The 13,335-nt window shown below is 59.1% G+C and carries 11 protein-coding genes; 9 read left to right on the top strand and 2 right to left on the bottom strand.

Translation table 11 applies throughout. The features are described 5' to 3' along the window. The first annotated feature begins 172 nt into the window (after positions 1–172). Positions 173–2,290 carry a TonB-dependent receptor family protein gene (locus AAEZ03_RS24525; protein WP_350582188.1) on the top strand — a complete coding sequence of 706 codons (2,118 nt, stop codon included), beginning with the start codon at positions 173–175 and terminating at the stop codon, positions 2,288–2,290. On the opposite strand, the gene AAEZ03_RS24520 is transcribed toward AAEZ03_RS24525, so the two are convergent. Continuing rightward, a complete protein-coding gene (locus tag AAEZ03_RS24520) occupies positions 2,287–3,369 on the bottom strand; it encodes an AI-2E family transporter (protein WP_123750405.1) in 1,083 nt (360 codons plus the stop codon). The genes AAEZ03_RS24525 and AAEZ03_RS24520 overlap by 4 nt on opposite strands. A 137-nt stretch (positions 3,370–3,506) precedes the next feature. Continuing rightward, complete coding sequence (locus AAEZ03_RS24515) at positions 3,507–4,253, bottom strand: FadR/GntR family transcriptional regulator (RefSeq protein WP_123750549.1); 747 nt, start codon at positions 4,251–4,253, stop codon at positions 3,507–3,509. A gap of 458 nt (positions 4,254–4,711) precedes the next feature. Here AAEZ03_RS24515 and AAEZ03_RS24510 point away from each other — a divergent pair, with 458 nt between their 5' ends. The 8 genes from AAEZ03_RS24510 (at position 4,712) to trhP (ending at position 13,275) form a co-directional block, all read left to right on the top strand. Continuing rightward, complete coding sequence (locus tag AAEZ03_RS24510; protein WP_273219713.1) at positions 4,712–5,980, top strand: OprD family porin; 1,269 nt, start codon at positions 4,712–4,714, stop codon at positions 5,978–5,980. Between the two features lie 182 nt (positions 5,981–6,162). Then, entirely contained in the window at positions 6,163–6,990 is an 828-nt protein-coding gene (locus AAEZ03_RS24505) for an NAD-dependent epimerase/dehydratase family protein (protein ID WP_350582185.1), read from the top strand. A gap of 26 nt (positions 6,991–7,016) precedes the next feature. Beyond that, the gene (locus tag AAEZ03_RS24500; RefSeq protein ID WP_350582183.1) at positions 7,017–7,904 is read left to right on the top strand and encodes an SMP-30/gluconolactonase/LRE family protein; all 888 of its coding nucleotides are present in this window, start codon (positions 7,017–7,019) and stop codon (positions 7,902–7,904) included. Between the two features lie 59 nt (positions 7,905–7,963). After that, complete coding sequence (locus AAEZ03_RS24495; protein WP_350582181.1) at positions 7,964–8,947, top strand: TRAP transporter substrate-binding protein; 984 nt, start codon at positions 7,964–7,966, stop codon at positions 8,945–8,947. A 63-nt stretch (positions 8,948–9,010) separates the two neighbouring features. Beyond that, a complete protein-coding gene (locus tag AAEZ03_RS24490) occupies positions 9,011–9,538 on the top strand; it encodes a TRAP transporter small permease (protein WP_048387721.1) in 528 nt (175 codons plus the stop codon). Further along, positions 9,539–10,819 carry a TRAP transporter large permease gene (locus tag AAEZ03_RS24485; protein ID WP_153373237.1) on the top strand — a complete coding sequence of 427 codons (1,281 nt, stop codon included), beginning with the start codon at positions 9,539–9,541 and terminating at the stop codon, positions 10,817–10,819. 117 nt (positions 10,820–10,936) lie between these two features. Next, entirely contained in the window at positions 10,937–11,851 is a 915-nt protein-coding gene (locus tag AAEZ03_RS24480) for an EamA family transporter (RefSeq protein WP_123750399.1), read from the top strand. An 83-nt stretch (positions 11,852–11,934) separates the two neighbouring features. Then, positions 11,935–13,275, top strand: coding sequence for a prephenate-dependent tRNA uridine(34) hydroxylase TrhP (gene trhP, locus AAEZ03_RS24475; RefSeq protein WP_350582178.1), 1,341 nt, complete (start codon positions 11,935–11,937; stop codon positions 13,273–13,275). The last annotated feature ends 60 nt before the right edge of the window (positions 13,276–13,335 follow it).

Here is a 13,335-nt window from a genome sequence, read left to right as displayed (position 1 = left end):
ACTAGAGCAGTACGTGCCTGGGTGCAAGCAGGCACGGTTTTCAAGATTAAGAGCTCGCGAGGCAAGCTCGCTCCTACGGTTTAGGGGGGGCTGTGATTGTCTGACAGTTGCGAGGGATTACGGGCTTGTATAGGCTGGCGCGCCGCCCGCCTATCGTCCTGGAATGCCTGTAATGCGATCTGCCTTGTCTTCGTTTCTGCCTTTGGCGCTTGTCTGCGCTGCGCCCGCTTATGCTGACCCGCTGGAGTTGGGTGAGGTTCAGGTGCGCAGTGAGGAAAGCAGCGACCTGCAAGCCGCACAGGAGGCGCTCAAGCAGGTGCCCGGCGCCAGCAATGTGATCGACATGAACGCGGTCGAACAGGGCCGCGTCGCGACCAACAGTGATGTGCTGGCGTATCAACCCGGCGTGTATGCCCAATCAGGCGGCAATGAAGGCACCAAGGTTTCGGTGCGCGGTTCGGGCATCAACCGCGCGCCCGGCGCCCACGGCTCGGGCCTGTATGTGATGTTTGATGGCCTGCCGCTGACCGGCCCCGGTGGTACGCCCTATGAGCTGTTCGAGCCGCTGTGGTTGAGCCGCGCAGAGGTATTGCGCGGGGCCAATGGTTTTGATGTCGGCGCGCTAGCCCTGGGCGGCTCGATCAATTACGTCACCCACACCGGCTATGACGCCGCGCCCCTGCAAGTGCGCTACGAAACGGGCAGTTATGGCTACCAGAAACGCCAGATCAGTTCCGGGCAAGTGTTGGGGGATCTGGACTACTACGTGTCGCTGAACGACGCTGAGACCAACGGTTATCAAGACCACACGTCAGGCAACAGCAAAGGCTTCGCGGCCAATATTGGCTATCGTTTCAGCCCGCAACTGGAAACGCGCTTTTATCTGCGTTATCGCGAAACCGATAACGAGCTCGCAGGCCGGGTTACCAAAGAGCAAATCAAACACCACCCACGCGCCGCCAATCCGGCGTATGTGACCGGCGACTACACCCGCCCGCAACCCGGCAGCACCTGGCTGGGCAACAAAACCACGCTGTACCTGGACGATGATTCGCAGTTGGAAGTCGGGCTGGTATACCACGACTACCCCATGGACCTGCGTGAGGGGCCCAACCGGCTGAAGGTTGCCTACACCGACGTCAGCGGCACCTTGAACTACAAGCGGCGCGACACCCTGTTTGGCCTTGAAAGCAAAACCACGGTGGGTCTGCGCAGCAGCAAGCATTTGCCTAACAGCGGCGCGTCGGAATACGTGCGCATCCCGCGCGGCAATACCGCCAGCTATGCGCCGGGCACCAAAATGCGCGACTTCAGTTATCAGGGGTCGGACAGCGTGCTGCACGCCAGCAATGATCTGGAGCTGATGCCCGACCTGTGGCTGACCACGGGCATGGCGCTGATCTATACCCGCCGCGAAAGCGAGGTGAGCTACCCCGACAGCGGCGGCAAAGTCAGCCGCCATGATTGGGATTACGCGCCGCGCCTGGGCTTGCGCTATGAGTTCAACCCGCACTTGCAGGTGTACGGCAACCTTAGTCGCTCGGTCGAGCCGCCGCACCCGTGGTCGATGATCTGGAGTTCGCCGTACGTATTCCCGGTGGGCAGCGGTCCGGCCACCGGGCGCCAAAGCACCCCGATTGCCATGCAGAACCAGACCGCGACCACCCTTGAACTGGGCACACGGGGCGACTCAGGGATCGGCCAATGGGATCTGGCCTGGTACTACTCGGCCGTGCGCCATGAACTGCTGACGGTTGAGCTGCAAGCCGCCACGGCGGACCTGGCACCAATTGTAGGTGAGTCCAACGCCAGCCCGACCGTGCACCAAGGCATTGAAGCCGGGCTCAATAGCCGCTTGTGGGAGCGCGATGGCGTAGGCAGCGTGTCGTTGCGTCAGGCCTACACCTTCAGCGACTTCCATTACCGCGATGACTCACGCTTTGGTGACAACCGCTTGCCGGGCATCCCACAGCACTACTACCAGGCAGAAGTCCGCTATGACCACCCGCAAGGCTTCTACGCGGGGGTCAACACCCAAGTGGCCTCACGTATGGCGGTGGACTATGCCAACACCTACTACGCGTCGTCTTACACGCTGTGGGGCGCAACGCTGGGTTACGCCTCCCCCAAGCGCGACTGGCAGACCTGGATCGACCTGCGCAACCTCACCGGCGAGCGCTACGCCGCCACGGTGACGCCGGGCTACGACGACAAAGGCCAGGACGCCGCCCGCTCCACCCCCGGCGAAGGCCGGGGCGCCTACGTCGGGGTTTCGTACAGCTTTCGTTAGTCGAGGGTGATTTTGTCAGCGGGCAAGCGGACCTTGCGCCGGGTGCCGCTGAACAATCCCCAACTCGACAGGAACAGGGCGGCGATCAATGGCCCGATGACAAAGCCATTGAGGCCGAAAATCGCCATGCCGCCCAAGGTCGAGATCAGGATCAGGAAGTCCGGCATTTTCGTGTCTTTGCCCACCAGGATCGGGCGCAATACGTTGTCGACCATGCCGATCACGAAGACGCCAAACAGCGCCAGCACCACGCCTTGCCAGATCATCCCGGTGGTCAGGAAGTAAATCGCCACAGGCGCCCAGACGATGCCCGCCCCGACGGCAGGCAACAAGGACAGGAACATCATCAGCACCGCCCAAAACAGCGAGCTCTGGATGCCCAGGATCCAGAAGATCACCCCGCCCAGCGCGCCCTGCACCACGGCCACTGCCAGATTGCCTTTGACTGAAGCCCTGACCACGCGACGCAATTTGATTTGCAGCAGGCGCTTGTGCTGTTCAGCCATGGGCACCGCATTGCGGATCAAACGCACCATGGCCTGGCCGTCACGAATAAAGAAATACAACAGGTAGAGCATGATGAAAAAGCTCACCACCAGCTCAAAGGTGCTCTGACCAAAGTTGAACACCTGGGTGGCAAAGAACTGGCTGCCTTCAAGCGCGCCCTTGGAGATCTTGTCGCTGACGCCTTCAATGCTTCTCAAGCCCAGCCGGTCGAGCCATTCTGTGACCTGATGGGGCAAGCTGCTTTGCAATTGGGCGATGTAGCCGGCGACGTTGATCTTGCCGCTTTGCACATCGCTATAAAGGGTGGCCACTTCTTGCACCAGCAGGATCGTGGTGAAAATCACCGGCAGAATGGCGATCAGGGTGCAGGCTGTGAGTGTGACAAAGGTGGCCAGGTTACGCCGACCTTTGAATTTGAGGAGCAACTTGCGCTGCAAGGGCGCAAACAGAATACCCAGCGCCACCGCCCAAAAAATCGCCCCATAGAACGGCAGCAAAATCCAGATAAAGGCAACGGTGACGAAGGCCAGAAGCAGGAGCAGGGTTTTACGTTGCAGACTTGTTTCGTTCATACACCTTCCATGTCAATAAAACCTGTAGCCGCTGACGCAGGCTGCGATGGGCTGCGTAGCGGCCCTGCTTCTTGAAAAAGCGAAGGTTCTGCAGCCCTTATCGCAGCCTGCGTCAGCGGCTACAGGTGGAGTCAAATTTAGCCCTGCGCCTCTGCCTCTTCATGCGCATGGCGCAGGCGTTCGCGGCTGTTGGTCAGGTGCAAGCGCATGGCCGCACGGGCCGCGTCTGAGTCCTGGCGGGCGATGGCGGCATAGATTTCTTCGTGTTCACGGCCCAGGCGGCTCATGTACTGCCCCTGATCATCATGGGCCAGGCTCGCCGAGTTGAGGCGGGTACGCGGGATGATGCTGGTGCCCAGGTGGTTCATGATGTCGGTGAAATAGCGGTTGCCGGTGGCCAGCGCAATCTGCAGGTGAAACTGGAAGTCCGACGCCACGGCATCACCGTTACGCGCGGTGTTTTCGTTAAGTGCATCCAGAGCGGCACGCATGGCGGCCAACTGTTCCGGGTTACGACGCTGCGCGGCCAACCCGGCCGACTCAACCTCCAGGCTGATGCGCAACTCCAGAATCGCCAGCACGTCGCGCAATGTCACCACGGTGGCAGGGTCGATACGGAAGCCGCTCGGGCTGGGTGTGTCCAGCACGAACGTACCGATACCATGCCGCGTCTCGACTTGCCCTGCCGCCTGCAAACGGGAAATCGCTTCGCGCACCACGGTGCGACTGACGCCATGGGCTTCCATGATCGCGGACTCGGTGGGCAGCTTGTCGCCGCGCTTGAGCAAGCCGTCGCGAATTTGCTCGGACAGCACCGTCACCAATTCCTGCGCGAGGCTACGGCGTTTGCGAGGAAGGCGTGGAACGTCAGTGGGGTTTTCCATGGTCAACATTTATCTCGGGGTCTAAGTGCGAACTGCAAGTTATCGCATGATAGCTCATGGCGGTTGTACGATCACCCTTCACCAGTGAGTTCAACCACCCCCTGCCCCGATGAAACCCTGATTTGTTTGCTTGACCCTGCATTGACAAAGGCCGCCGAAGGTGTAAATAATCCGACAAAGTTGTACGACAACGGATAACACAACAATAATAATCAGGGAATTCCGTATGACCGCACTCTCTCGCGTTACGCCCCTCGCACACCCCAGTCGAGCCCGATTGCACACGGGCCGATTGCCTGCCGCTTTTGCTGAACGTCTGTCTGCAGCAAAAGACTCTGCCGTCACAACGGTTTGAGTCAGCGCCCTGACACCAGGGCAACACACACCGCCTTCACATTGCAGGCCGCTTCTGTCGGTCACGTGAGGACGGCTTTGTCAAAAATGGGAGCACAACAATAATGAGATCTCACAACACCCGTTCATTGATTCTTATGGGGCTGGGCAGCATGTCGTTTACGCTGCCGCTGACAGGCATGGCAGAAGGGTTTATCGACGACACCAAAGCGACCCTTACCCTGCGTAACGCGTACATCAACCGCAACTACACCAACCCGGACTACCCCAACAGCCGCGCCCCGCAAAGCAAGGCCGAAGAATGGACGCAAAACTTCATTCTTGACGTCAAGTCCGGCTTTACCCAAGGCACCGTCGGTTTCGGGGTGGACGTGCTGGGGATGTACTCGCAGAAACTTGATGGCGGTAAAGGCACCGCAGGTACGCAGTTACTGCCGACCGGCAGTGATGGCGAACCGGCCAAGAATTTCGGGCGCCTGGGTGTGGCGGCCAAAGCCAAGTTCTCGAACACTGAACTGAAAGTCGGCGAGTGGATGCCGGTGCTGCCGATTTTGCGCTCGGATGATGGTCGCTCGCTGCCTCAGACCTTTCGCGGTGCACAGATCACTTCTAAAGAAATCGCCAACCTGAACCTTTACGGCGGGCAGTTCCGCGCCAACAGCCCACGTAATGACGCGAGCATGGAAGACATGTCGCTCAACGGCAAAGGCGCCTTCACGTCCGACCGTTTTAATTTTGCTGGCGGTGATTACACCTTCAATGAAAAACGCACACAAGTTGGCGCCTGGTATGCCGAGCTGGAAAACATCTACCAGCAGCAATTCCTCAACCTGATCCACAGCCAGCCGGTTGGCGATGTCACCCTGGGCGCGAACCTCGGTTACTTCTGGGGCAAGGAAGACGGCAGCAAACGTGCCGGTGAACTGGACAACAAAACCGCATCTGCCCTGCTCTCGGCCAAATACAAAGGCAACACCCTGTATGTCGGCCTGCAAAGAGTGTACGGCGACGACGGCTGGTTCCGCGTCAACGGCACCAGCGGCGGCACCCTGGCCAACGACAGTTACAACTCCAGCTATGACCTGGCCAAGGAACGCTCCTGGCAAGTGCGCCACGACCTTGATTTCGCCGTACTTGGGGTCCCGGGTCTGACCATGATGAACCGCTATATCAGCGGCAGTAACATCCACACCGCCACCACCACTGACGGCAAAGAGTGGGGCCGCGAATCGGAACTGGCCTACACCGTACAAAGCGGCACCCTCAAGGACATGACAGTGCGCTGGCGTAACGCGAGTATCCGTCGCGACTACAGCGCCCATGAGTTTGACGAGAACCGTATCTTTATCAGCTACCCGCTTTCGTTGTTGTAACCCGCCCGCTTGCCTCGTGATCGGTTTAAAGATCGCGAGGCAAGCCCGCTCCTTCAAAGGGTTGAGGCGTAATGATGGCACTTGGCAAAATCGCGCATTGACAACACCGGCAAGGGCTGTGAATAATCCGAACCAAGTCATACGACAACAGATGACATTAATAAGAAACGCAGGGGTCCTTGATGACTAACACTCGTACTGTCCAAACTCCCTTCAATCGCCTTCTTCTCACCGGTGCCGCAGGTGGTTTGGGGAAGGTGCTGCGCGAAACCCTCAAGCCTTATGCCAAGGTGCTGCGACTGTCTGATATTGCGCCAATGGCCTGCGCAGCCGACAGCCGTGAAGAAACCATCGTGTGTGACCTCGCCGACAAACAGGCCGTGCACCAGTTGATCGAAGGCGTGGACGCCATCCTGCATTTTGGCGGTGTATCGGTTGAACGCCCTTTTGAAGAAATCCTCGGCCCTAACATCAGCGGCGTGTTCCATATTTACGAAGCGGCGCGTCGACACGGGGTCAAGCGTGTTGTGTTTGCCAGCTCTAACCATGTCATCGGCTTTTACCAGCAAGACCAGACACTCGACGCCCGCTCCCCTCGCCGTCCTGACGGTTACTACGGGCTGTCGAAGTCATATGGCGAAGACATGGCGACCTTTTATTTCGACCGTTATGGCATCGAAACCGTCAGCATCCGCATCGGCTCTTCTTTCCCCGAACCGCAAAACCGCCGAATGATGCACACCTGGCTGAGCTTTGCCGACCTCACGCAGTTGCTCGAACGCGCGCTCTACACGCCGAATGTCGGGCATACCGTGGTCTATGGCGCTTCGAACAATCTGAACGTGTGGTGGGACAACCGCTATGCGGCGCACTTGGGTTTCGCCCCCAAGGACACCTCAGAAATTTACCGCGACAAGGTTGAAGCCCAACCCATGCCGCCTGCCTATGACCCCAGCAGAATTTATCAAGGCGGTGCCTTTGTGGCAGCCGGCCCTTTTGGCGACGAATAAGAACAACAACGCAGGGATCAAGCCGCATGACTGCCGAACTGATTCTCGACGCACGCAATGCCACGGGTGAAAGCCCGGTCTGGAGTGTTGCCGAACAAGCGCTGTACTGGGTTGATATCCCGGCCCGGCGTCTGCACCGCTGGCAGGCCGCCGATGGCTTCAGCCAAAGCTGGGAAGCCCCGCAAATGCTCGCGTGTATCGCCAGAGGCCGCGACGGCCACTGGATTGGCGCGATGGAAAGCGGCGTATTTACGCTCACGCCCCAGGCCGATGGCCGCCTGAGTACCCGCCTGTTAAGCAGCGTGAACCACGCCCAAGCGGGCATGCGTTTCAATGATGGTCGTTGTGATCGCCAGGGCCGCTTCTGGGCCGGCACCATGCTGCTGGACATGGCCGCAGGGGTGCCCGTCGGTGCGATGTATCGCTATGAAGCCGGGCAACACGAACCTCTGAAACCGCAGTTGACCGGGTTTATCGTGCCTAACGGCCTGGCGTTCAGCCCCGACGGCCTGACCCTGTACCTCTCGGACTCGCACCCGGACGTGCAAAAGATCTGGGCCTTCGATTACGACATCGACACGGCCACCCCACACAACCGCCGCCTGTTTGTCGACATGACACAACACCCGGGCCGCCCTGACGGCGCCGCTGTCGACGCCGACGGCTGCTACTGGATTTGCGGCAACGATGCCGGGTTGATTCACCGGTTTACCCCCGAAGGCACACTTGACCGCTCGATGGCCGTCCCGGTCAAGAAGCCTGCGATGTGCGCCTTTGGCGGCGCGAATCTGGACACCCTGTTCGTCACCTCGATTCGCCCGGCTGGCGACCTCAGTGACCAACCTTTGGCGGGCGGCGTGTTTGCCCTTAACCCTGGTGTTAAAGAGCTGGCGGAGCCCGCGTACACAAGCTGACTGTTTAATCCTGCTGATCCAGAACCTTTAAATAACAAAAACAATATGTGGAGTGACCCATGGATTTCAAACGCACCTTACTCATCGCTGCATTGCCGCTTGCCTTCTGCCTGTCGGGCGTAGCCCAGGCCGAAATCAAGATCAAATTCGCTGAAGTTCACCCGGTCGGCTACCCGCCAGTGGTGGCTGAACAAGAAATGGGCCAAAAGCTGGCGGCGCAAAGCAATGGCGACATTTCGTTCAAGATGTTTGCCGGTGGCGTGCTCGGCTCCGAGAAAGAAGTGGTTGAACAGTTGCAGTCTGGCGCCGTGCAAATGACCCGAGTCAGCCTCGGCATCCTGGGCCCGGTGGTGCCGGAAACCAATGCCTTCAACCTGCCTTTCGTGTTCCGCGACCAGGTGCACATGCGCAAAATAATCGACGGCGAAATCGGCCAGGAGATGCTCGACAAAATCACCAACTCCGACTTCAACATGGTCGCTCTGGCGTGGATGGACGGCGGTACCCGCAACCTCTACACCAAAAAACCCGTGCGCGAGATAGCCGACCTCAAAGGCATGAAGATCCGCGTGCAAGGCAACCCGGTGTTTATCGACACCATAAATGACATGGGCGGTAACGGCATTGCCATGGCCACCGGCGAGATCTTCAGCGCCCTGCAGACCGGCGTGATTGATGGTGCCGAAAATAACCCGCCGACGTTCCTTGAACACAACCACTACCAGAACGCCAAGTACTTCACATGGACTGACCATTTGATCCTGCCGGAACCCATCGTGATTGCCAAAACCACGTGGAACAAGCTCAACCCTGAGCAGCAGGCACTGGTGCAGAAACTGGCCCGCGAAGCGCAGATGGAAGAGCGCGTGATCTGGGATAAAAAGTCGGCCGAGAGCGAAGCCAAACTCAAAACCGCCGGTGTGGAGTTCATCACCCTCACCCCGGACCAGAAAAAAGCCTTCTACGACGCCACCCAGCCGGTTCGTGACAAATACGGCGCCAACTACAAAGAGCTGATCTCGCGTATCGAAGCCGTCCATTAAGCCTGTCCGATAACGCCGCGGTGGCGGGCGCCAGCCCGTTCACCGCCACAGGGGTGAGCCTCCATGAAAAATGCCGTGCTGCGTTTTAACGACTTTCTGTACAGGGTCTGCATTGCGATCGCCGGGTTGTCGGTGTTGACCATGACCCTGATCATCCCTTGGGGCATCTTCGCCCGTTACGTGCTGGGCTCAGGGTCCAGTTGGCCAGAACCTACCGCCATTTTGTTGATGGTGGTGTTTACCTTCTTCGGTGCGGCGGCCAGCTATCGCGCAGGCGCACACATGGCCGTGGCCATGGCGGTTGAGCGCATGCCCCTGCACGTGCGCAAACCGGTGGCGGTGCTGGTGCAAATCCTGATGGTCATCGTCTGTCTGTTCATGGCAGTCAAGGGCTTCAAACTTTGCGCCACCACCTGGAACCAATTTCTCGGCGAAATGCCGTCCATGCGGGTCGGTATTTCGTACCTGCCCATCCCCATCGGCGGCTTGATCACGCTGATCTTTGTCCTGGAAAAGCTCTTCCTGGGCGACCAGAGCCACCGCCGTGTTGTGCGGTTCGACATCGTAGAAGCCAGCGAAGAGGCCGTATAAATGGACGCTTTGGTACTGTTGGGCAGCTTTATTGCCCTGATTCTGATTGGCATGCCGGTGGCTTACGCGTTGGGCCTGTCGGCGTTGATCGGCGCCTGGTGGATTGAAATCCCGTTCGACGCGCTGATGATTCAAGTGGCCGGGGGTGTGAACAAATTTTCGCTGCTGGCGATCCCGTTCTTCGTTCTGGCGGGCGCGATCATGGCCGAAGGCGGCATGTCACGCCGGCTGGTCGCCTTCGCCGGGGTGCTGGTGGGTTTTGTGCGCGGCGGCCTGTCGCTGGTCAACATCGTGGCCTCGACCTTCTTTGGCGCCATCTCGGGCTCGTCGGTGGCCGACACCGCCTCGGTGGGGTCAGTGTTGATCCCGGAAATGGAGCGTGCGGGCTATCCTCGCGAGTTCTCTACGGCAGTGACGGTCAGCGGCTCGGTACAGGCCCTGCTCACTCCGCCGAGCCACAACTCGGTGCTGTATTCGCTGGCGGCGGGCGGCACGGTATCAATTGCTTCGTTGTTTATGGCCGGAATCATGCCGGGGCTGCTGCTCAGTGCGGTGATGATGGGCCTGTGCATGATCTTTGCGCGCAAGCGCAACTACCCCAAGGGCGAAGTGATCCCGCTGAAAAAGGCCCTGAAAATCGCCGGTGACGCGCTGTGGGGGCTGATGGCCATGGTCATCATCCTGGGCGGTATTTTGTCGGGGATTTTCACAGCCACCGAGTCGGCGGCCATTGCGGTGTTGTGGTCGTTCTTCGTGACCATGTTTATCTACCGCGACTACAAGTGGCGCGACCTGCCCAAGTTGATGCACCGGGCGGTACGGACGATTTCCATCGTGATGATCCTGATCGGTTTTGCCGCCAGCTTCGGCTACATCCTGACGCTGATGGAAATCCCGATGAAAATCACCACGGCGTTCCTCACGCTGTCGGATAACCGTTACGTGATCCTGATGTGCATCAACGTCATGTTGCTGCTGCTGGGCACGGTGATGGACATGGCGCCGCTGATTTTGATCCTGACGCCGATTCTGCTGCCGGTGATCATCGGTATCGGCGTTGATCCGGTGCACTTCGGCATGATCATGTTGGTGAACCTGGGCATCGGGCTGATTACCCCGCCGGTAGGTGCCGTGCTGTTTGTCGGCGCGGCGGTGGGCAAAGTCACGATTGAAAGCACCGTTAAAGCCCTGTTGCCGTTCTACCTGGCGTTGTTCGGTGTGCTGATGCTGGTGACCTACGTACCGGCCATCTCGCTGTGGCTGCCAAGCCTGGTGTTATAACCCTCCCCTCTGTAGGAACGAGCTTGTCTCGCGATCTTCTAAAAGATCAAAAGATCGCGAGCAAGCTCGCTCCTACAGGGGGTTCGGTAACTTTCCAGCCAAGGAGGCTGGTTGCTTATGTCTGCTCCTGCTCTGTTTCCCCGTCATGTTGCGGTGTTGATTCTGGTGCTGCTGGCCTGTGCCTTTGCCGGGAACCACATCGCTGCGCGTATTGCGTTCGATCACGACACCGGCCTGCTACTGGCGATTTTGTGCCGCGCCGGAGTCACCTTGCTGGTGCTGACGGCCTTGGTGGTCTGGCAACGCGAACGACCTCGATTGACGGCTGCAAACTGGCGCTGGCAACTGTTGCTCGGCCTGCTGATTGCGGCGCAAAGCTTTTTTCTCTATTCAGCGGTGGCGCGCATTCCCGTCGCGCTGGCGTTGCTGATCGGCAATATGGCGCCAATTCTGCTGGTGTTGCTGACATGGGCGCTGGGCGGCGCTGCACCTACCCGCCGCGCAGCCCTGCTGATGGGCCTGATCATGTGCGGCCTGGTGTTTGCGCTGGACGTGCCCGAACGTCTGGCCAATCAGGGCAGCACCGAGGCGCAATGGCTGGAGGGCATTCTGTTTGGCTTTGGTGCCGCTTCGGTGTTCGCCTGTGCGCTGTGGATCACCGATCACAAATTGTCGAGCCTGCGCGGCAGCGTACGCAGCATGCTGACCATGTTGATTGTGTTCAGCGCCGCCACACTGGCCGGAATCAGCGGCGTGTTGCCCGGTGGCGTGTCGTTGCCCAGTTCGTCCACCGGCTGGACCGCCCTCGCCTGCCTGGTCACCTTGTATGGCTTCGGGTTCTGCTTGCTGTTTATCTGCATGACGCGCTTGAACATGGCGCAAAACGCCCCGGTAATGAACGTTGAGCCCGTGGCGAGTTTGCTGTTTGGCTGGCTGATTTTGGAGCAGGTGCTGAGCAATGGCCAGGTGATCGGCGGGCTGATTGTGGTCGCCGGGATCGTTATGCTGGCCTTGCAACGCACGGCGCGTTAGCCAGGTACGGTTTTTTAGATCCAGATCAATAAGTGCGCCCAAAGGCTCGACTACCATCGCGCCTTTTTGCGAAAGACCCGACCATGCGCCTTGCTCCACCCGAACTCCTCGCCCCTGCGGGCACCCTGAAAAACATGCGCTACGCCTTCGCCTATGGCGCGGACGCGGTTTACGCTGGCCAGCCGCGTTACAGCTTGCGGGTGCGCAACAACGAGTTTGACCACGACAACCTGGCCATCGGCATTCGCGAGGCCCAGGCCCAAGGCAAACGCTTTTACGTGGTGGTCAACATCGCCCCGCACAACGCCAAGCTGCGCACCTTCCTTAAAGACCTGGAACCGGTAATTGCCATGGGCCCGGATGCGCTGATCATGTCCGATCCCGGGCTGATCATGCTGGTGCGCCAGCACTTCGCGCAGATGCCAATTCACTTGTCGGTGCAGGCCAACACAGTGAACTGGGCCAGTGTGGAGTTCTGGCGCCAGCAAGGCTTGAGCCGGATCATCCTGTCCCGCGAGCTGTCACTGGAAGAGATCGAAGAAATCCGCCAGCAGGTGCCGGACATGGAGCTTGAGATTTTCGTCCATGGTGCGTTGTGCATGGCCTACTCCGGCCGTTGCCTGCTGTCCGGCTACATGAACAAGCGCGACGCCAATCAAGGCAGTTGCACCAACGCGTGTCGCTGGAAGTACGAAGCCAAGCCCGCCACAGAAAACGAACTGGGCAATGTGGTGAAGGTGGTTGAGCCGACCCTCGGTCTGGGCGCGCCGACCGACGAAGTGTTTGTGCTGCACGAAAGCAACCGCTCGGACGAACCCATGTCGGCATTCGAGGACGAGCACGGCACCTACATCATGAACTCCAAAGACCTGCGCGCGGTGCAACACGTGGCTCGTCTGACGGAGATGGGCGTGCATTCACTGAAAATTGAGGGGCGTACCAAGTCGCACTTTTACTGTGCGCGGGCGACGCAGGTCTACCGCAAGGCGATTGATGATGCGGTGGCCGGCCGTGAGTTCGACCGCAACTTGATGAATGATCTGGAGTCACTGGCGCAGCGCGGCTACACCGAAGGCTTTTTGCGTCGGCATGTGCATGACGAATATCAGAATTATCTGCACGGCAGTTCTCTGTCACACCGCCAGCAGTTTGTCGGTGAGTTGACCGGCGAACGACGCAAGGGTTTGGCCGAGGTCAAAGTCAAAAACCGTTTTGCTTTGGGCGACCACCTGGAGCTGATGACTCCACGCGGCAACTACCACTTTGATCTGGACCAACTGCATAACACGGCGGGATTGCCGATCGAAGTCGCGCCAGGTGATGGCCACACGGTTTACTTGCCGATCTCCGAACAGGTGGACCTGAGCTATGCCCTGCTGATGCGTGATTTAACGGTGAGCGAAAGCCTAGAGAGAGCGCTGTAAACCTGTAGTCGCTACCGCAGGCTGCGATCTTTTAAAAATCAAAAGATCGCAGCCTGCGGT

The sequence above is a fragment of the Pseudomonas sp. HY2-MNA-CIBAN-0224 genome (assembly GCF_040310285.1).
Lineage (GTDB): Bacteria > Pseudomonadota > Gammaproteobacteria > Pseudomonadales > Pseudomonadaceae > Aquipseudomonas > Aquipseudomonas helleri.
This window is presented reverse-complemented; position numbering and strand designations above follow the sequence as displayed.

Coding starts and splice junctions, on each gene's coding strand:
- AAEZ03_RS24525 (WP_350582188.1), top strand. CDS start 173: ATGCGATCTGCCTTGTCTTCGTTTCTGCCTTTGGCGCTTGTCTGCGCT.
- AAEZ03_RS24520 (WP_123750405.1), bottom strand. CDS start 3,369: ATGAACGAAACAAGTCTGCAACGTAAAACCCTGCTCCTGCTTCTGGCC.
- AAEZ03_RS24515 (WP_123750549.1), bottom strand. CDS start 4,253: ATGGAAAACCCCACTGACGTTCCACGCCTTCCTCGCAAACGCCGTAGC.
- AAEZ03_RS24510 (WP_273219713.1), top strand. CDS start 4,712: ATGAGATCTCACAACACCCGTTCATTGATTCTTATGGGGCTGGGCAGC.
- AAEZ03_RS24505 (WP_350582185.1), top strand. CDS start 6,163: ATGACTAACACTCGTACTGTCCAAACTCCCTTCAATCGCCTTCTTCTC.
- AAEZ03_RS24500 (WP_350582183.1), top strand. CDS start 7,017: ATGACTGCCGAACTGATTCTCGACGCACGCAATGCCACGGGTGAAAGC.
- AAEZ03_RS24495 (WP_350582181.1), top strand. CDS start 7,964: ATGGATTTCAAACGCACCTTACTCATCGCTGCATTGCCGCTTGCCTTC.
- AAEZ03_RS24490 (WP_048387721.1), top strand. CDS start 9,011: ATGAAAAATGCCGTGCTGCGTTTTAACGACTTTCTGTACAGGGTCTGC.
- AAEZ03_RS24485 (WP_153373237.1), top strand. CDS start 9,539: ATGGACGCTTTGGTACTGTTGGGCAGCTTTATTGCCCTGATTCTGATT.
- AAEZ03_RS24480 (WP_123750399.1), top strand. CDS start 10,937: ATGTCTGCTCCTGCTCTGTTTCCCCGTCATGTTGCGGTGTTGATTCTG.
- trhP (WP_350582178.1), top strand. CDS start 11,935: ATGCGCCTTGCTCCACCCGAACTCCTCGCCCCTGCGGGCACCCTGAAA.